Consider the following 18104-nt stretch of genomic DNA (forward strand, 5'->3'; position numbering starts at 1 on the left):
GGCCCGGACGAGCGGGAGACCCGGTGGCCCGCGCCGGTCACCTCCCGCAGTTGTGCGGATCCCGGTCAGGCCCGGGCCCGGACCTGGCCCTCGATCACCTCCTGGCACAGCTGCACGGTCCCGGGCAGCAGGTCGACGCCGAGGAGCCGCGCCTGCCGGGTGACCTGGTTGACCAGTCGCCCGACCTCCGCGCCGTTGCCCGCGCGGTGCTCGGTGCGGATCCGCGCACACATCAGCAGCTCGTCGCCGGCAGCCGCGACGAGGGCCCGGGAAGCGGCCCACCGGGCCAGGTCGAGGTCGCCGCGCGCAAGTGCGCGGTCGGCGAGGACGACGCCCACGTCACGCAGCGCGCAGGCCAGGTCGGTGCGCAGCTCCTCGGCCCAGTGCCACTGGCCGGGAGCGGCGTCGGCCAGGGGTGCGCCCCGGACGAGGTCCAGCGCGGCCACGAGGGTGCTCTCGCCCACCCGGTCGATGCCGGGGGAGAGCAGCACGCGCAGCCGGTGCCAGTCCGACGTCACCCCGGGATGCAGCAGCACCCGTCCGGAGTAGGCGTCCGGGAGGTATGCCGAGCCGTCCGGCGCGGTACCCAGCCAGGCGCGGAGCCGGCTCAGGTTGGACCGCCGGGTGCCCTCCGCCACCGCGAGGCCCGCCGCCATCGCCGTGGCCGTGCTGCCGGGGTGCTCCAGCAGCCACGCGCACAGCTCGATCAGCTGCTGGCGGGAGCGGGCCGGCTCGGGGCCGGTCGCGCCCCGCAGTTCCGTGGGCCCGAGCAGCAACACCTGCGGGTGTGCCACGGCCGCCACGACTTCGACGATGTCCACGTCCTCACCTCCTGGGTGCACGCGCGCGGGAAGGGCCACCACGTTGTCGTCGCCCGCGACCTCCGGCCCGCCCCACCAGGGGGCGCGCGTCGTCGCCGGGTCGTCGGCCGCGCGGAACAGCTCGGCCACCGAGGCCCGGGTCGCCTCGGGGATGGCGTGCGCGAACAGCGCGCCCGGGGCCCCCCGGAGCCGGCCGCGCGGGGCGTCCACCGCGCCCGTCACCTGCCAGTCCGCGCCGGCGGCCGGGGACGCCGGCACGATGGCCGCCACTCCGACCGGGGGCCCGGCCAGCAGTTCGTCCAGGCGGGCGGCGACGTCGGGAGCGGCATCCCCCAGCACGCACAGGACCACCGGGGCCACGGCCTCCGCCCGGTCAGGATCACGCCGCAGCACCGACAGCGGCTCGGACCCGAGCGCCGACCGGCGGGCCTCGAGCAGCGTGCGCGCCCCGTCCAGCAACTCGTCCACGCTCGCGGCCTCCTGCACGCGCTCCGCGCCCGCGGCGCGCACCAGTCCGGCGTCGGGGCCGAGGATCACCAGCCGCGCGTCGGCCGCCCACGGCGCGCACGCGAGCTCCACCGCCATCGCTGCGAGGGAGGAGCGCCGCAGCTCGGGGTCGTCCGCGGCGACGCCGAGCACCCGGGAACGCTCCACGTCGACCAGCACCAGTTCGCCGTCCCCGGTGCTGCCGAGGCTGACCACCGCCGGGTACGGGCAGGGGTGGTCGGCACCGTCGGGCGCGGCGTCCACGTCGACGGTCCAGCGGGCCGGGTCGCCCCCGAAGCCCGGCGGCGGTTCGTCCGCCGGGCGTGCCCACTCCAGCGTGATGAGGACGTCCGACACGGTGATTCTGGCCAGCTCGGGCAGGGGGAGCCGGTGGTCGAAGCAGTGCTTCCCGATCCGGCGCAGCGCCGCGTCCAGCACCGACAGCCGGTCGGGCCGCTGCGTCGCACCCAGCGCCGTGCGGACGCGGACGGCGGCCTCGGGCGCAGGCAGGAACCGCCGCCCGACCGGGCGCTCCCGCAGCCTGAGGAAACGCCGGGCCTCGACCGCGCCGAGGATGGCGGCGGCCGCCAGGCTGCCCACCGTCCCGAGCAGGGGCAGGCCCGGCTGCCCTGTGTCGTCGTCGGGGGCGTCGTCGTCCGGGCCGTCGGTCGCCGCCGCGGTGCTGCCGCCCGCGACGGTCGAGGTCGACGTCGGTGCCCCGATGCCGGGGGTGGCGCCGGCGGTGGCGGCAGCCGTCCCGGTGGGCCCGGGCCCGGGCGCCGGCGACCCGGACGCCTCCGCCCCCACCGTCGGCTCGCCGGTGGGGGGATCCGCCTCCCGCTCCGGCTGCCGCTCGTGGCGGCGTGGCTCGGCGCGGTGGACGGGCTCGGGGACGGTGAGTCTCCAGCCGACCTCGATGTGGTCGGGGTCGTCGATGAGGTCGGGGTTGGCGGACGCGATCCGCGGCCAACGTCCGGCGGCGCCGAGGTGTTCGAGGGCCAGGCCGCTCAGCGTGTCGCCGCGCTCGACCGTCACCCGATGGGGGCGCGCGCCCCGGTCCTGCGCTCCCGCCGGGAGCGCCAGCCGGGTGCCGGGGGTGAGCTGGCTCGTCGGGTCGCGCAGCAGGTCGGGATTGGCGGCCACCAGGTCGCGCCAGCGCGCGCCGTCCCCGAGGGTGCGCTCGCTGACCGTCCACAGGTCGTCGCCCGGCTCGACGAGGTAGCCACCGGTCACCGCCGGCCCGGCCGGCGCATCCGGACCGGGCACGGCGGGAGGAGCCTGCGGAGCGGCGCGCAGGGACGGCTGGGGCTCGGGCGCGTCGACGCCCCGCGGTGCCAGCACCAGGACGGCGAGCAGCAGGCCGGCGCTCACCTGCTGGAGCCGGCCCAGCAGCGGGATCCGGACGTGTCGCCGGGCCACCAGCCCGACCACCTCGGCCACCGTGGACGCCGCGAACGCCAGCCAGGCCAGCCACCCGAGCAGGGTCAGGGCCGCGAGGAGGAGCGCCCCGTCGTCCGGGCGGCCGAGTACGGCCCAGTCGGTGGGGAGTCGTCCCCACAGCGCCAGCGCGACCGGCGCCCCGAGCAGGCCGAGCGCGAGCACGAGCAGGGCGCCGAGCGCGCGCGCCCGGCGTATCACGGCCGCCCCCGGTAGCGGTCCACGACGGCGGACGCCTCCGCGCGGACGTCGACCGCGCCCGGCCAGCCGGGCACGAGCACGTCGGACAGCGGGACCGTGCACGACACCGTGGCCGTCACCCAGGCCTGGGTCCCCACCGGCGAGGTGAGCCCGCGGGCGTCCACGTCGACGATCCAGCGGTCGCAGCGCAGCCCGCCGACGGCCGACTGGGCGGCGGCGAGGTCGCGGGCCTCACGCTCGGCCTCCGCAGGGGTGCGTGCCTGGGACGCGCCGCGCGCGGCGGCCGCTGCGGCCTGCTCGACCGCGCCGCGAGCCAGCCACGTCCGCGCGCCGCCGACGACGAGGCCGAACAGCAGCACGAGCACGGGTACCACCATCGCGAACTCGAGCGCCGCCGACCCCCGCTGGTTCACCGGGTCACCTCTTCCAGCGGCAGGACGGCCCTCTCGGAGATCGCCCCCTGACCGATGTCGAGGAACAGCGGGGCGCGACCGGACACGGTCACCACCAGGTGGCCGCCCTCGGCGTCCACGCTGACCTGCACCTGCTGGAGCCCGCCGGCGACGGCGACGCGGCGTCCCGCCTCCCTCGCGGCGTCGTCCGCCGCCGGGCCGGTGGCCCGGAGGTCGGCGACCGTTGCGGCCGCCTGCGCGGCGACCGTCCGCGAGTACAGCCAGACGCCCACCTGCACCAGCCCCAGCACGAGCAGCAGCAGTGTCGGCATCAGGATCGCCCACTGGGTGGACTCGGCCACCCCGCGCTGGTTCACGGCCGGGGCAGCTTGGCGTTCACGTAGATGGTGACCGCAGCCACCACGATGGCCGCGACGGCGACCGCGCCGCCGAGCAGGATCGCGGTCTCTGTGGACTGCGACAGGCCGCGTTCGTCGCGCCGCGGCGGCGGGCCGACCAGCGCCGCCACGAGCAGGTGCCAGTACCTCATCTCTTCTCCTTCACGGTGGATGGGTCAGCCCCCGACCAGCCGGAGCACCGGCGGGACGAGGAAGAACATGCCGAAGACCAGCGAGGGGATGACCATGAAGAAGGCCATCCGCTCCGAGACGGCGGACGCAGCGATCCGCGCCTGGGTGAGGTGGGCGTCCCGCAGTTCCCGGACGCGCGCCCGCAGCGCCCCCGACAGGGAGGCACCCGCGTCGTCGAGCGCCATGACGTCCGCGATGTCGACCAGCGCGGGCAGCTCCAGCTCCGCCCCGAGGCGACGGAGTTCGGGGTAGGGGGCTCGCTGCTCCAGCCGCGCGCGTTCCAGCGCGTCCCTGATCACGGCGAACACCGTGACGTCGCTGACGGCAGCGGCCGACCGCAGCGCCTGGCTGCCGGAGGCGTTGGCGAGCCGCTCCAGCGTCACCAGGTCGAAGTAGGTCAGCAGCGACTCGGTGGCGTCCTCGGTGAGCTCGCGGTCGGCCCCCCTGAGCACCAGGTCGGGCAGGAAGAAGCCGAGCACGCCGCACAGCAGCCCGGCGAAGGCCGGGACAGCGAGACCGGTTCCGGCGACGGCGGCGAGCACGGCACCCAGCAGGGCGGGAACGACCAGTCCGACCAGCGCGGCCACGACCTTGTGCGCGTAGTGGCGGTTGACGCTGCGGCCCGCCATCCGCAGGCGCCGGCTGGTGGCCGCGGGCACGGGGCGCCGCAGGCGCGCCCGCACCCAGGCGCCGACCTTCTCCGCCCGTCCGGTCGCCGGCTCCTCCTCGTCGAGGAGGGCGCCGTCGAGCAGGTCGAGGGCATCGGCCAGTCTCGGACGGGCCGGAAGGAGCGTCCCGGCGAGCGCCCAGGCGCCGAAGCCGAGCAGGACGCCGGTGAGGGTGGCGAGCAGCAGGGCACTCATGCCGCCCTCCGGAGGATCCGCTGCCGCGGGCGCGGAAGCGTGAGCCGGCGCAGGAGGAGCAGGGAGCCGAGGTAGGCGGCGACAAGGGCGGCCAGGAGCGCCTGCCCGAGCCCGGTCGCGTACGGAGCGAAGAACGACCCGCCGAAGGCCAGAGCGAGGCCGAGCACGACGACGGTGATGACCGTCACCTGCCGTACGACGATCCTCGGCTTGGCACGCTCGGTCTCGATCTCGCGCAGGGCGTGGAGGCGGTCCTGGATGTTGTCGGCGAGCGCGGTGAGGGTGGCACTCGCCCCGGTCCCGCCACGGCGGGCGGCCAGCGCCAGGGCGGCGAGCACCGCGTCCGCGTCCGCGCTGTCGAGCTCGTCGGCCAGCGCGAACAGCGCCTGCTCGATCGTCCACCGGTCGTCGAGGCGGACGCTCAGCACGCGCAGGTGGGGCGCGAGCAGCGCGGGCGCCTGCCGCGCGGAGACCCGGATGGCGTCGGTGATCGAGCGGCCGGTGGGCAGCAGCGAGCCCAGCGTGCGCACCCACCGGTCGAGTGCCTCCAGCAGGGCGAGGTCGCGATTCGGCGGCGCGGACAGGACGACCGGGATCCCGAAGGCGACCACCGGAACCAGCACGACCAGCAGCGGCCACCCTGTGACGGCTCCCGCCACCAGCCCGGCGAGGACGGCGGCGAGCACCTGCCACCACCGGCGGCGGACCGCCCGTCCGCCCCTTCCGTCCACAAGACTTTTCCACACCCTTGTGGACGAAGGCGGGGCACCTGTGGGCGGGCTGTGGACACCGGCGACCAGCAGGACCATTCCTCCGCTCACGAGCATCCCGCACACCGTGGCGAGCAGGGCGGTCATGCGGCATCCCAGGCGTGGGCGAAAGGCGCGAGTTCGGCGAGCAGCGCCGGGTCGGGGCTGAACCAGTCCTCCGCCTCGCCGCTCCGGTAGGCGAGGTGGGTCACGGGGCGTCCGTTCTCGATGCCGCCGGTGAGCTGCCGGATCTCGGCGACGGCCCGCGTACGCAGGCCGCCGCGCCAGGTGTCGTCCACCAGGCGTACATGGATCAGCAGGTCGATGTGGTGGGCGATCTGCCGGTAGGCCTCCTCGATGCCGAGCACACCGCCCTGCGCCACCCGCGAGGCGAGCCGGTCGATCGTCGACCCCGCGGAGTGGGAGTGCGTCGTGCTCAGCGTGCCGGCCCCCGCAGTCATCGCCTCGAACATCGCTCCGGCCTCACTGCCGCGCACCTCGCCCACCACCAGCCGGGAGAGGTTCTGCCGCAGCGCCTCGGGGATGAGGTCCGCGACGGTGAACTCGCCCACGCGCCGCCCGTCCTGCACCTCGCCCATGCCCACCCGCGACTGGAGCGCGAGCATGTTCCTGCGGTTCGGCTGCAGGTGGGTGAGCAGCTCATAATCGGTCTCGAGGGTGCCGAACCGCTCGTTCTGCGGGATCGCGGCGATGAGGGCGCGAAGAAGGGTCGTCTTCCCTGCCCCTTGATCGCCGGAGATCACCATCGACTTGCGCGCCAGCACGGCCGCGTGCAGGAACCGCGCGACCGCCTCGGGCATCATGCCGCCCGCGGCGAGACGACGCAGGTCGATGTCGGTGAGCGTGTGCTGCCGGATGGTGATGCTGGGCCGGTAGCTCAGCCCGAACCCGATGGCATGCAGGCGGAACCGGTCGCCGAGGGCGAGGGTGAGCATCGGGTGCGCGTCGTCGAAGGGACGTGCGGGGGTGACCGTCTCGCCGAGGAAGCGGATGGCCTCCACGAGCTCCGCGTCGCTGTCGGCCACGGGCGGACGGGTCTCGCGGCGCCCGTCCCCGAACTGCACGACGACCGAGTCGCAGCCGTGGATTTCGATGTTCTCCGCCTCGGGGATCTCGAAGAGCGGCTGGAGCCGGCCGAAGCCGAAGATCGCGTTCTCCACCGCGAGCGCGTACGCCTGCTCGACGGTGATCGGCCACAGCGCCTCGCCGTTGGTGCTGAGGGTGTCGGCGTGGTCGCGGACGACCGTCCGGACGATCGATCTCCCCAGCAGCCGTCGGTCCACCTCGGCGAGCGGGCGGCCGTGCTCGGCGATCGCCGCCGTGATCCGCTCGGAGGCGCGGCGCCGGAGCGCGACCACGAGCTGCCAGTCGACCGCCGGTTCGTCCGGACGGGCCTCGATCAGCCGTTCGCGCGTGAAACCGGTCTCGAAGCGGGTGTCAGCCGCCAGCAGGTCGATGTCGGCGAGGCGCTTCACGACGCCACCCGCGCACGCCCGTCCCCACCGCCCGGACGCCGGCACCCGACGACTCGCCCCGAACCCGCCTGCACCTCGGCCATCAGCCGACCCCCTCACGCCGCGGCCGCTGGACCGGGGGTGGTGACCAGGAGCCTGCCGGCGATTCCCGGGATCGTAGGCGAACCCCCCGCCGCGTTCCCAGAGTCTCGTCGCGATCTGTGGATAACTCCCGCAGGTTCGTACAGCTACCCACAGGGGCGGCTCCCGGCCTCCGTCACGCCGGCAGCTGCAACCCGTCCCCGGCGCGTTCGGCGAGCCCGTCGGCGACCAGGGACGCGATCGCCCGCTCCCGCTGGGCCGCGTCCGGCCAGTCGGCCAGCAGCCCGGCCACAGCCACCGCCTGCCCGGGAGCCTCGCGCAGCAGCTTCAGCACCGCGCCGCGCGCCTGCCGGTCACTTCCCTCGTAGCGCGCCTGCCGGCGGCGCCCGTCCCCGGTGTCGGGATGGCCGGCGAGGCGCCAGGCGCACAGCCCGGCCACCGGGCACCCGCCGCACCGAGGTGCCCGCGCGGTGCACACCACCGCGCCGAGCTCCATCGTCGCCGCGTTCATCACCGCGGCGGCCGCGGCGTCCTCGGGGAGGACCGCAGCCATCACCGCCAGGTCGCCGCGAGCGGGAGGTCCGGGCTGAGCGCGTCCCCCGATCGCGCGGGCGAGGACGCGGCGCGTGTTGGTGTCGACCACCGGGTGCCGCTCCCCGTACGCGAACACCGCGACCGCCCGGGCGGTGTAGTCACCGACCCCGGACAGGGCAAGGAGCGCGTCGACCTCCCGCGGCACCGCGCCGCCGTGCCGGTCGCACAGCTCGACCGCGGCCCGGTGGAGCCACAGCGCCCGGCGCGGGTAGCCGAGGTTCGCCCACTGGCGGACGGCCTCCGACGGCGGCTCCGCGGCCAGGTCCGACGGGGACGGCCAGCGGCGCAGCCAGGCCTCCAGGTGCGGGACGACCCGGTTCACCGGCGTCTGCTGCAGCATGAACTCGCTCACCAGGACGCCCCACGCGCCGAAGCCGGGGCGCCGCCACGGCAGGTCCCGGGCGTGCCCGGCGTACCAGGCGATCAGCGGTGGGGCGAGGTCCGGCACGCCGCTCAGCCTAGGCGCGTCCCCGCGGCCCCGGCCGACCGGCGGGGCTCCCCCGGCGTCCCGATCAGACCCTGCCGGCCGGACGCCCGCTCGGCCAGCACCTCCCCGAGGCGCCGGACGTCCTCCACGTACGCGGACGACATCAGCCGTCGCGGCGCGGGCTCCCCCGCGGCGAACACCTCGGCCTCCACCGGCTGCCAGGCGAGCTTCCCCCACACAGGGACGCCGAACCGGTGCCCGATCTCACCCGACCCGTACGGCCGGCCGGGCCCGACCACCGCAAGCCCCACCCGCTCCTCGCCGGCCGCCGCCACCACCTGCGGCAGCGACAGGCGCAGCGCGGCGAGGTCGACCAGCCGGCTGCCGGTCACCACCAGCACGCCGCTGCACACCGCCACCAGTCCGGCCGGCAGCCCGTCGGGGCCGACGCGGCCGGCGTCCACGAGGACCGTCCGTCCGGCGGCCTCCAGCGCCTGCCCGAACTCGGGCCACACGGGCGCGAACAGGTCGACCATCCCGGGGTGGGAGAAGCCGGGGAGGAAGTCTCGGCCGCCCTCGGCCAGCGGCACCGTGAGCGCGTCCAGGCCATCCACGAGCGGGCGCCGCTCCCGGTGCGCCTGGAGGAGACCGCCGAGTCCCCGTCCGGCCGGGTCGGTGCCCTGGAGGTACCCGGCCAGCACCGACTGGTCGGGCATCCGGTTGGCGTCGACGAGCAGGACGGGCTCCGGCCAGGTGAGCGCCAGGGCGACCCCCAGCGCGGTCACCCCCGGCGCGTGGCCCGCCCCGGCGAGCAGCAGGACGCTCACGGCCGGCCCGCCCGCCGCACCAGGACGAGCTGGTCGTTGGCCGCCAGGCGGGCCACCCGCTCGGCCTCGGAGGCCGCGACGCTGACGTCGACGATGGATGCGCCGTCAGGCAGCACGCCGGCCGGCGTGGCGATGCGGGCCACCACGCTGGCGCCGGGCGGCGGCTCTCCACCGTCGCGTCCGACGGGAACCAGCAACACCTCCGTACCGGGCGGCATCGGCGCGGACGGCAACCGGCCGGCGGCCAGCCGAAGGCCGAGCCGGACGCTGCCCGCTTCGACCGCAGGTTCGCCGTAGCCACGCGGGGTGAGCAGGCTCCCCTCGGCCAGGTCGAGCAGCGCGGTGCGTCCGACGACCTCGTCGATGCGGTCGGCGGGCACCGCGTCCACCCCGGCCGCCGGGACGACGGACGTCACCCCGAGGTCGGCGGCCGTGATCACCTGGTCGCGGTAGACGGTGCGCGTGACGGTGATCACCGACTGCGCGTTGCTCAAGTTGGTGTAGAGCAGCGCCGCGCCGAGACCGCCGAGGCAGACGGCCAGCAGCCCGACGGCCATCCAGCGCAGGTTCCGGCGAGCCCGCAGCGGGCTGTTCCCCTCGGCCATGGCCGACCCCCTCGCGCCGGTGCGGCTGGACCGGGGGTGGTGGGCAGGCGCGGACCGGCGATTGGGCGATCGTAGGGGACGCACCTCGCCGCAGTCAGCGGTCGGGCGAGGATCTGTGGACAACAGCGGGCGTTCGGCCGCCCTCCCGGAGTGGGGACGGGGGCCGCGGCGGGGATAAGTTGTCCCTGTGAACGTGGAAGCCCTGGCAGCCCGCTACCGCACCCTGGTGGTGACGGCCTGCGAGTGGCGTGCGATGGGCCTGGCCGAGCCGGACGCGATGGCCGATGAGGTCTTCGCACGCCTCGACCCGCGCAAGGACCACACCCTGAAGGACCTGTACAAGGCCATCGAGGCGGTCGTGTTCGCCAGCTACCAGCGCTTCTCCGACGGCATGAGCGTGCTCGACCGGCTGCGCGTCGGCGCCACGATGTCGCGACCACGCCGCAACCCCGCGGACGACTTCCTGGTGGCGCTGAGCAACCTGCGCCAGCGCGATCGCGAGCTCATCCAGCTGCGGTTCTGGGACGACCTGGACGACGACGAGGCCGCCGAGGTCGTCGGGAGCACCCGCGAGGCGGTCCGCGAGCGGCTCGCCCACGCGGGCACCCGCTACCTTTCCAAGCTGTCCCGCACGCACCCCGACCTCGCCATCAGCGACATCGAGGACACGATCCGCAGCATCAAGCCCGGCGTCCACCGCCGGTTCGAGGGCGGTTCCGCCCGGTAGCCAGGACGGGCCGTCCGTCGTCCGGCGTCCATGTCGCGCTCCGACGTCCCCCCGGCCGTAACCGCGCCACGGGGCCCCGGCCCCCGCACGCTCCGCCGAGGACCAGCCTTGTCGCCGAGGGCCAGCCCCTGTGTCGTGGCCCTCGGCCAGAAGGCTGGCGCTCGCGCGGGAAGGCTGGCCCTCGCGCGGGAAGGCTGGCCCTCAGTCGAGAAGGGACGTTGGTGAAGGGCGGCCGCCAAGGTGCTGGCGAGGTGATCAGTCGAAGATCGGGCCGACGGTCCTCGTGCGCTTGAGCTCGAAGAAGCCGGGGTAGGCCAGGACGTTGACGAAGCCGTCCCACAGGCGGCCGGCCTCCTCGCCGTTGGGGGCCGGCGAGATCACCGGTCCGAACAGGCTCATGCCGTCCACCCGGATCACCGGGGTGCCGACCTCGTCGCCGACGGCTGAGGTCACCTCCGCCTGCGCCGCGCGCAGCGCGTCGTCGTTGTCCCCGGACGCGCCCGCGTCCGCGAGCTGCACCGGTAACCCCACCTCGGCCAGGGCCGCCGCGTGCGTCGCGTGGACGTTGGGCTCGCCGCGCAGGTGGATGCGGGTCCCCAGCGCGGTGTAGAAGCTCCCGAGCTGGGCGGGGTACTGCTGCTGTACGGCCAGCGCCACCCTCGCCCCCGCCCACGACCGGTCCATCAACGCCCGGTAGCCGGGGGAGAGATCGCGGCCATCGTTCAGCACGGAGAGGCTCATCACGTGGAACACGACGTCCACCTCACGCACCCGCGAGACCTCCAGCGCCCAGCGCGAGGTCATCCAGGCCCAGGGGCACAGCGGGTCGAACCAGAGGTCCATGGTCTTGCGTGCGGCGTCCATCGGGCGAGTGTAGGTGGGTTCTGGGACCACCCGACCGCCCCCGCGGGGCGGGCTACCCTCGAACGATGATCCGCTTCGTGGTCTTCGACCTGGGCCAGGTGCTGTCGTCGCCCCCCGACCTGTACCGGACGCCGGCCGGACTCCTGGGGGTGGAGCCGGACGCCTACCAGGCGCTCTACTGGCAGCGACGCAGGGCTTACGACTCGGGCGGCTCCCGCGTGGAGTACTGGCAGCCGATCCTCGAGAGCCTGGGTGTCGCACCCAGCGGGGACCTGATCACCCGGCTCGCCCGCATGGACGCCGACCTGTGGCTGGAGCCACGCCCGGCCGCCCTCGACCTGGTCAACGGCATCTTCGGCTGGGGCGTGCGGACGGCGCTGCTGAGCAACGCGCCGCTGATCATGGGCAAGCTGATCCGCCACACCGACTGGGTGAACCTGTTCGACAAGGTGTACATCTCGGCGGAGCTGGGCTTCGTGAAGCCCGACCCCCGGGTGTTCGCCCTCGTCACCGCGGACCTGGGCGTGCAACCGTCCGAGATCGCCTTCATCGACGACCGCGAGCCGAACGTGCTCGCCGCACGGGCCCTGGGCTGGGACGCGCACCTGTGGGTCGACGACGACGACTCGCGCCGCTGGCTCGGTGACGTCTGCGGCGGCGCGCTGCCGGGGGACCCGGCCTAGTCAGCCCAGCGGGAGCAGGGCCAGGCGGTCGGTCTGCCGGCTGCCGTCCCAGCCGCCGAACACCAGCACGCCGTCCGGGCCGGCGACGACCGTCTGCCCCTCGAGGTTGCCCAGCGGGGGAGGCGACAGCAGTTCCCAGGTGCGGGCGACCGGGTCGAGCAGGTGGCCGGACGCGAGCAGCCGCCCACCGGCCACGGACGTGTTCGACCACGCCTGGCGGACGCCCTCCCCGGCGTCGGTGAGGGCGGGCAGCGCGCTCCAGTCCCCGGACGCGGGGTCGTAGATGCCGCCCATCGGGTAGCTGCGGCCCCAGTTGCCCACCTCCCCGCCGTCGGCCGAGCCGGTGTCGGGCAGCACCACCCGTCCCGCCACGGAGACCGCTCCGCCGCCGATCACGCCGGAGTCGGGCAGGCGCTGCCACGTGGAGGTCGCGAAGTCGAAGGACGCCAACCGGACGAGCGAGGGCCCCTCCGCGCCGGGGTTCGGCACCAGGTCGTGCGCGAGGAGCAGCAGCCGGCCGTCCACCCACACCGCGCCGCGGTTGAAGCTGGGCCCCAGCGGATCGTCGGGCAGCGCCGTCCAGGAGCGGGCGGACGGGTCGTAGACCTCGTCGACGGCCGTCGACTGCTCGTCGCTGCCCCCGATGCTCACCAGCCGGTCGCCCGCCGCGACGAGCCCCCCGTCACCCGAGGGCTTCGGCAGCGTGGCCCACGCGTCGGCCGCGGTGTCGTAGGCGTACACCCCGGCCACGCCGTCCCGCCACACCTGGTAGTAGAGGGTGCTCCCCACCGCCACCGGTGCGCCCGAGGCGGACACGGGCGCGTCCGCGATCGCCCGCCACTCCCCCGTGGCCGGGTCGTAGCTGGCCCCGTCGCGCAGCAGCCTGCTCGGGGCGACGCAGCTGGCGTTCGGCGGGCACGGTGCGTCGAGCTGGCCGCCGGTCAGGTAGAACCGCCCGGCCAGCCACGCCCCCGCGGCGTACGAGCGCGGCGACAGCGGTGCGGACGCGAGGTCGATCCAGCCCTGCGCCGCTCCGGCGACGCCGGCATCCTCCGCGCTCGCGGCGGCCGTCGACCGGTCCGCCGCGTCCATCGGTGCCATGCCTGCGGCCGGCTCCGGGGCGGCCGCCACGGTGCCGGAGGCCGCCGTGCCGCCGGCCGCGAGGCGGGGCAGGACGACGCCCGCAGCGAGCGCGACCACCACGACGGCCGCTGCGGCGGCCAGGCCCTTCGCCCACGGGCCCACCGTTCTGCGCCGCGGCGCGGCCGCGGTGATCTCGTCGGCGTCCAGCGGACGGAAGGCCTCCGCGGCGAGTGCCTCACGGAACGCGTCGGCGAAGGCGCGCTCCTCGCGGTCGAAGTCCTCGCTCACCGCTCCACCCCCTCCAGGCGGGCGCGCAACGCGATCAGTGCGCGGTGGACGTGGGAGCGGGCCGTCCCCTCCGGACAGCCAAGGATGTCGGCGATCTCGGCGAACGTCCGGTCCTCGTAGTAGCGCAGCACGACCGCGGCCCGCTGCATCGGCGGCAGCTCGCCGCACAGCCGCAGCGCCTGGTCGGCGTCCGCCAGCGCGTCCGCCGCGTCAGGCACCGACGGCGCCCGCCCGGAGGCCTCCGGCTCTGCGGTCGGGAACAGCCGGCGCACCTTGCGCCACGAGGACACGTGCGCGTTCACGATGCTGCGGCGCACGTAGGCGTCCACGTCACCGCGGGAGGAGATCTGCTTCCAGCGCGGGTAGAGCCCGGTGAGCGCCTCCTGCACGGCGTCGTGCGCGTCGTCGGTGTTCCGCGTGATCAGGTACGCGAACCGCAGCAGGGACGCCGACCGCAGCGCGACGTAGTCCTCGAACGTGTCGACGGCGGACGGCGCGACCACCGAAGCCGGCTCGCTCACCAGAACCCCCTGCCAGACCGTCACGCACTCTCCACGCGTGGACGGCCGTGTTCGTTGCAGCTACTCCCCGGGGTACCGCACGCGCACCTGCGAGCGGATCTCGTCGAGCACCTCCATGATCGCGATCGTCTCGTCGAGCGGCAGCTGCGGCGACTCGGTGAAGCCGTCTGCCACGAGCTGGGCGAAGTGGGCCGCCTCGTAGGCCAGGCCCTGGTGGCCGAGCACCGGGGGCGCCTCGCTGGTGATGGACTCCCCGGACGGGCTCACCAGCCGCACGCGGTTGGGCGCGTAGAAGTCGCCGTCCAGCTCGATGCGGGCCAGGCTGCCGCTGATCGTCGCCGTGGTCGGCGTCTTGGCGGCCAGGGTGCAGCTGACGAGCGCCTGGGCGTGGGGGTGGTCGGCGAAGCGGGTGAGCAGCGCCGACACCTGCCGGTCGACGCCGGTCTCGGTGAGCGATCCGCTGGCCAGGACGGCGCCCGGCCGGCCGAGCACGAACGAGGCGAACGAGACCGGGTAGACGCCGAGGTCGAGCAGCGCGCCGCCGGCGAGCTTCGGGTCGTGCAGGCGCCAGGCCCGCTCCGGCGGGATCTGCTGCCCGTGGTCTGCGGCGAATACCTCCAGCTCGCCGATGGCGCCGTCGGCGAGCAGCTGGCGGACGACGTCGGTGTGCGGCAGGAACCGCGTCCACATCGCCTCCATCAGCGCCACGCCGCGGCGGCGGGCCGCGTCCACCACCTTGCGCGCCTCGCGGGCGTTGCGGGTGAATGCCTTCTCCACCAGGACGTGCTTGCCCGCCTCGATCGCCAGCAGGGCCTGCGTGGCGTGCTCGCTGTGGGGGGACGCGACGTACACCGCCTCGACCGTGGGGTCGGCCACCAGCTGCTCGTAGGACCCGTACGCGGACGTGACACCGAAGTCGGCGGCGAACGCGCGCGCGTTGTCGATGCTCCGGGAGCCGACCGCGACGATGCGCTGGCGCGTGGACAGGCGGGCGGCGGACGCGAACTGGCGGGCGATGCCACCCGGAGCGATGACTCCCCAGTTCAGCGGCGGGGCCGCGGCGGGGTCGGGCACACGGGACGACGGCAGGACGTGAGGAAAGGCCATGCCGACAACCTACTTCGCGCACGCCCCGGACCGGGAGGGGCCGCGCGGCTTTCCGCCCCCCACGACGTCCGGACGCGCCCGCGGGAACTCCCCGGGCGTGGAATCATGGCACCCGACGGAAGGGCGCGGATGAGGACCGGCAGCGGTGTGGCGGACTGGCGGGCGGCGGCCGACCCGGAGGACCTCCGCGAGTACGACCGCTTCGGGCCGTGGATCGACCGCGTCACCGAGCCGGTCGACATGCCGCGGCGGTTCCGCCCCTGGTGGGACGAGCTGGGCGGCGTCCCGTTCCTGCTGAAGGTTCCCCGCGACTACGACCGTGCCCAGGTGCGTCCCGGCATGGACCTCTACCGGTCGGTGGTCGCGATCGGGGACGAGCGCGTCACCGTCCTGGACGCGGGCGAGCGCGAGGTCGCCCGGCGCGACATCCTCACCGGCGACGTCGTCGCGACCAACCTGTACCGCAACCTGCTGCTGGGCCGCTGGTCAGTGTTGTTGGCCGACGGCGGCTCGATGGACATCGAGTTCAACAGCGTCTCGCTGCCGGTCATCGCCCAGGCCGACCGGTTCGTCCGCCGCCTGCTGCAGGGCGAGCGCCGGCACGAGGCGCCCGCGGCCGCCGTCCGCCCGGGCGACCACTTCTTCCGCGCCGTCGCCGCCGAACTGGACGCCGCCTCCGACGAGCCGGTCCGCCCGGTGCACGTCGAGGACGCGGGCCGCCTGTGCCGCAGCCTGCGCGGGTGGCGCCGCCGCTCGGCGGGGATGATGCTGCTCGCCTCCGGCAGCGACCTGGTGATCGTGAACCGCGACCTCGCCACGCTCCCCCTGCTGCGGCGGGGCCACTACGCGTCCAACATCGAGACGATCGCGTTCGCCGGGATGACCTCGTGGTCGCTCGAGGAGCCCGAGGCAGACGACCCGCCGCGATTCGGCGCGCTGGTGATCACCTGCGGGCGCCAGGTGGTGCGCCAGCCGTTCCTCGACCGTCCGGACGGTGCCCTGGCCGCCCTGGCCGCGCACGGCGTCCCCCGGGCCTGACGCGTCCGCGGGCCCGGCCGGCGGTCAGGCCAGCGTGGCCACCATGACCGCCTTGATCGAGTGCATCCTGTTCTCTGCCTGGTCGAACACGATGGACGCCGGCGACTCGAACACCTCGTCGGTCACCTCGAGCTCCTCCAGCCCGAAGCGGGAGTAGATCGCCTCGCCGACCGTGGTCTCCCGGTTGTGGTAGGCCGGCAGGCAGTGCATGAACTTCACGTCGCTGACGCCGGTGCGCTCCAGCAGGGCGGTGTTCACCTGGTAGTCGCGCAACAGCAGGATCCGCTCGGTCCACACGCTCTCCGGTTCGCCCATCGACACCCAGATGTCGGTGTGGATGAACTGGCAGCCCTCCACCGCGGCGAGGTCGTCGGTGAGCGTGATCCGCGCGCCGGTGGTCTCGGCGATCCGCCGGGCCGTGGCCACCACGGAGGCCGGGGGCAGCAGCTTCTCCGGCGCGACCAGACGCACGTCCATGCCGAGCAGCGCGCCACCCATCAGCAGCGAGCAGCCCACGTTGAAGCGGGCGTCGCCGACGTAGGCGAAGGTGATGTCGTGGTCGTCGAGGCCGGAGGCCTCGCGCATGGTGAACATGTCGCACAGGCTCTGGGTGGGGTGCCACTCGTCGGTGAGCCCGTTCCAGACCGGGACGGAGGAGTACCGGGCGATCGTCTCCACCGTCGACTGCCACGCGCCGCGGTACTCGATGCCGTCGAACACCCGCGACAGCACGCGGGCGGTGTCGGCCGGCGACTCCTTGTGGCCGAGCTGGGACGAGTTGCCGTCCATCTGCGTGACGTGCGCGCCCTGCTGGTGGGCGGCCACCTCGAAGGCCGACCGGGTGCGGGTGGACGTCTTCTCGAAGATCAGGGCGATGTTCGCGCCGCTCAGCCGCTGGACCTCCGTGCCGGCCGCGCGGGCGGCCTTGAGCTCGCCGGTGAGGTCGAGCAGCGCCCGCCACTCACCGGGGGTGAAGTCCTGCTCCTTGAGGAAGTGCCTCCCCGTCAGCGAACCCGTCACCGCGCCTCCGTCCCGAATCGATGGGAGAACTCTGCCAGCAATGGACGGCCAGCGGTCCGCCGGATCGGGAACGTGGGCAGGACGCCCCTCCAGTCCCCCCCACCGCGCCATCCCGTCCCCCCTCCCCGCGCGGCCCCGTCCCACCCGTCCCACCCGTTGTTCCCGCTGCCGATCGCAACTCCTGCTGCCGGAATTCCGGTAGCGGCCGTTGCACTCGGCAGCAAACGCGGGGGCGAGGGCAGGGATGGAGCGAGCGGACGCGGCGTCCGATTCGGGCCCACGGTCGGTGTGGGGGCTGCGGCCGTACCATTGGGGCCATGCTCGTCCGATTCCTCGCCAGCGCCGCGGCCCTCGCCGTGGCGACCTGGCTGCTGCCGGGGATCACGCTGGCCGACGGAGACAACTGGAGCCGCGCCACCACGATGCTCATCGTGGCGGCGATCTTCGGCGTCGTGAACAGCGTCATCAAGCCGCTGTTCAAGTTCGTGACCGCGCCGCTGATCTTCCTGTCCCTCGGCCTGTTCCTGCTGGTCATCAACGCGCTGCTGCTGGAGCTGGTCTCCTGGGCGGCCGGCCAGTTCGGGCTGGGGTGGAGCGTCACCGACTGGGGGTCGGCGTTCTGGGGTGCCGTGATCGTCTCCGTCGTCAGCTTCGTCCTCAACGCCTTCTTCAAGCGGAGCGAGCAGCACCGGTGAGCGCCGACATCATGTTCGTCTGCTGGGGGAACATCTGCCGTTCCCCGATGGCCCAGGTCGTGGCCGAGGCGCATGCCGCCCGGGAGGGCCTGACCGGGATCACCTTCGGAAGCGCCGGCGTCTCGGCCGAGGAGGCCGGCAACCCGATGGACCCGCGGGCGGTCGCCACGCTCCGGGCGGCCGGGTACGCCCCCGGGCCGTTCACCGCCCACCGCATCACCGCGGACGAGGCCCGCTCGGCTGCCATGCTGATCGGCATGGAGGAGCTGCACCTCAGCCGGCTGCGCCAGCTCGTCCCGGGCGCCCACAACCTGTACCTGATGACCGACTTCGACCGCGACGCGATCCCCGGCTCCGGCATCGAGGACCCCTGGTACGGCGACGACGAGGACTTCGCCACCGCCCTGACGCAGATCGAGGCGGCGATGCCCGAGGTGATCAAGCGCGCGGCGGAGCTCGTCCGCGGGTGAGCGGGGGCGCGGCGCGCGGTCCGGACACGGGCCGCACGG

20 protein-coding genes are annotated in these 18104 nt (G+C 74.7%); 5 read left to right on the plus strand and 15 right to left on the minus strand.

All coding sequences use genetic code 11. The features are described 5' to 3' along the window. Positions 1-65: 65 nt before the first annotated feature. From ACFQQJ_RS11050 to ACFQQJ_RS11095, 10 genes are all read right to left on the minus strand, one after another. Positions 66-2945, minus strand: coding sequence for a LysM peptidoglycan-binding domain-containing protein (locus tag ACFQQJ_RS11050; protein WP_377106462.1), 2880 nt, complete (start codon positions 2943-2945; stop codon positions 66-68). Further along, on the minus strand, positions 2942-3358 hold the full coding sequence (locus ACFQQJ_RS11055; RefSeq protein WP_377106463.1) for a TadE/TadG family type IV pilus assembly protein: 417 nt from the start codon (positions 3356-3358) through the stop codon (positions 2942-2944). The genes ACFQQJ_RS11050 and ACFQQJ_RS11055 overlap by 4 nt, the downstream gene beginning before the upstream one ends. Continuing rightward, positions 3355-3714 (minus strand): TadE/TadG family type IV pilus assembly protein, encoded by a 360-nt coding sequence (locus ACFQQJ_RS11060; RefSeq protein ID WP_377106465.1) that lies wholly within the window; start codon positions 3712-3714, stop codon positions 3355-3357. Before ACFQQJ_RS11060 ends, ACFQQJ_RS11055 begins: the two co-directional genes overlap by 4 nt. Continuing rightward, positions 3711-3887: a hypothetical protein gene (locus ACFQQJ_RS11065; protein ID WP_377106466.1), complete on the minus strand. Its 177-nt coding sequence runs from the start codon at positions 3885-3887 to the stop codon at positions 3711-3713. Before ACFQQJ_RS11065 ends, ACFQQJ_RS11060 begins: the two co-directional genes overlap by 4 nt. A 24-nt stretch (positions 3888-3911) precedes the next feature. Continuing rightward, positions 3912-4790: a hypothetical protein gene (locus ACFQQJ_RS11070; RefSeq protein ID WP_377106468.1), complete on the minus strand. Its 879-nt coding sequence runs from the start codon at positions 4788-4790 to the stop codon at positions 3912-3914. Beyond that, positions 4787-5647: a type II secretion system F family protein gene (locus ACFQQJ_RS11075; protein ID WP_377106469.1), complete on the minus strand. Its 861-nt coding sequence runs from the start codon at positions 5645-5647 to the stop codon at positions 4787-4789. The genes ACFQQJ_RS11070 and ACFQQJ_RS11075 overlap by 4 nt, the downstream gene beginning before the upstream one ends. Beyond that, positions 5644-7011, minus strand: a complete 1368-nt coding sequence (locus tag ACFQQJ_RS11080) for a CpaF family protein (protein WP_377107049.1) — start codon at positions 7009-7011, stop codon at positions 5644-5646. The genes ACFQQJ_RS11075 and ACFQQJ_RS11080 overlap by 4 nt, the downstream gene beginning before the upstream one ends. Positions 7012-7291: 280 nt before the next feature. Continuing rightward, positions 7292-8158, minus strand: a complete 867-nt coding sequence (locus ACFQQJ_RS11085) for an A/G-specific adenine glycosylase (protein ID WP_377106471.1) — start codon at positions 8156-8158, stop codon at positions 7292-7294. Between the two features lie 5 nt (positions 8159-8163). After that, on the minus strand, positions 8164-8964 hold the full coding sequence (locus ACFQQJ_RS11090; protein ID WP_377106473.1) for a hypothetical protein: 801 nt from the start codon (positions 8962-8964) through the stop codon (positions 8164-8166). After that, entirely contained in the window at positions 8961-9569 is a 609-nt protein-coding gene (locus ACFQQJ_RS11095) for an SAF domain-containing protein (RefSeq protein ID WP_377106475.1), read from the minus strand. Before ACFQQJ_RS11095 ends, ACFQQJ_RS11090 begins: the two co-directional genes overlap by 4 nt. Positions 9570-9756: 187 nt before the next feature. On the opposite strand from ACFQQJ_RS11095, the gene ACFQQJ_RS11100 reads away from it, so the two are divergent. Continuing rightward, positions 9757-10296 (plus strand): sigma factor-like helix-turn-helix DNA-binding protein, encoded by a 540-nt coding sequence (locus tag ACFQQJ_RS11100; RefSeq protein ID WP_377106477.1) that lies wholly within the window; start codon positions 9757-9759, stop codon positions 10294-10296. 255 nt (positions 10297-10551) lie between these two features. Here ACFQQJ_RS11100 and ACFQQJ_RS11105 read toward each other — a convergent pair whose 3' ends face one another. Further along, the gene (locus tag ACFQQJ_RS11105; RefSeq protein WP_377106479.1) at positions 10552-11160 is read right to left on the minus strand and encodes a disulfide bond formation protein DsbA; all 609 of its coding nucleotides are present in this window, start codon (positions 11158-11160) and stop codon (positions 10552-10554) included. A gap of 65 nt (positions 11161-11225) precedes the next feature. Between ACFQQJ_RS11105 and ACFQQJ_RS11110 the strand changes: the two genes are divergently transcribed. After that, positions 11226-11843 carry an HAD family hydrolase gene (locus ACFQQJ_RS11110; RefSeq protein ID WP_377106481.1) on the plus strand — a complete coding sequence of 206 codons (618 nt, stop codon included), beginning with the start codon at positions 11226-11228 and terminating at the stop codon, positions 11841-11843. Here ACFQQJ_RS11110 and ACFQQJ_RS11115 read toward each other — a convergent pair whose 3' ends face one another. From ACFQQJ_RS11115 to ACFQQJ_RS11125, 3 genes are read right to left on the minus strand one after another with little or no spacing between them, the layout of a single operon-like run. After that, positions 11844-13214, minus strand: a complete 1371-nt coding sequence (locus tag ACFQQJ_RS11115; RefSeq protein ID WP_377106483.1) for a hypothetical protein — start codon at positions 13212-13214, stop codon at positions 11844-11846. After that, positions 13211-13735 carry a SigE family RNA polymerase sigma factor gene (locus tag ACFQQJ_RS11120; RefSeq protein ID WP_377106485.1) on the minus strand — a complete coding sequence of 175 codons (525 nt, stop codon included), beginning with the start codon at positions 13733-13735 and terminating at the stop codon, positions 13211-13213. Before ACFQQJ_RS11120 ends, ACFQQJ_RS11115 begins: the two co-directional genes overlap by 4 nt. Before the next feature lie 60 nt (positions 13736-13795). Beyond that, the gene (locus ACFQQJ_RS11125; protein ID WP_377106487.1) at positions 13796-14842 is read right to left on the minus strand and encodes a Gfo/Idh/MocA family protein; all 1047 of its coding nucleotides are present in this window, start codon (positions 14840-14842) and stop codon (positions 13796-13798) included. A gap of 129 nt (positions 14843-14971) precedes the next feature. Here ACFQQJ_RS11125 and ACFQQJ_RS11130 point away from each other — a divergent pair, with 129 nt between their 5' ends. Next, a complete protein-coding gene (locus ACFQQJ_RS11130) occupies positions 14972-15880 on the plus strand; it encodes a hypothetical protein (protein ID WP_377106489.1) in 909 nt (302 codons plus the stop codon). A gap of 24 nt (positions 15881-15904) precedes the next feature. Here the strand turns inward: ACFQQJ_RS11130 and argF are convergent, their stop codons facing one another. After that, a complete protein-coding gene (argF, locus tag ACFQQJ_RS11135) occupies positions 15905-16900 on the minus strand; it encodes an ornithine carbamoyltransferase (protein WP_377106490.1) in 996 nt (331 codons plus the stop codon). A gap of 317 nt (positions 16901-17217) precedes the next feature. Here argF and ACFQQJ_RS11140 point away from each other — a divergent pair, with 317 nt between their 5' ends. Both ACFQQJ_RS11140 and ACFQQJ_RS11145 read left to right on the plus strand, forming a co-directional pair. Continuing rightward, positions 17218-17595 (plus strand): phage holin family protein, encoded by a 378-nt coding sequence (locus ACFQQJ_RS11140; protein WP_377106492.1) that lies wholly within the window; start codon positions 17218-17220, stop codon positions 17593-17595. Continuing rightward, a complete protein-coding gene (locus ACFQQJ_RS11145; protein WP_377106494.1) occupies positions 17592-18065 on the plus strand; it encodes a low molecular weight protein-tyrosine-phosphatase in 474 nt (157 codons plus the stop codon). The genes ACFQQJ_RS11140 and ACFQQJ_RS11145 overlap by 4 nt, the downstream gene beginning before the upstream one ends. Positions 18066-18104: the final 39 nt, after the last annotated feature.

The sequence above is a fragment of the Propionicimonas sp. T2.31MG-18 genome (assembly GCF_964266745.1).
GTDB lineage: Bacteria > Actinomycetota > Actinomycetes > Propionibacteriales > Propionibacteriaceae > Propionicimonas.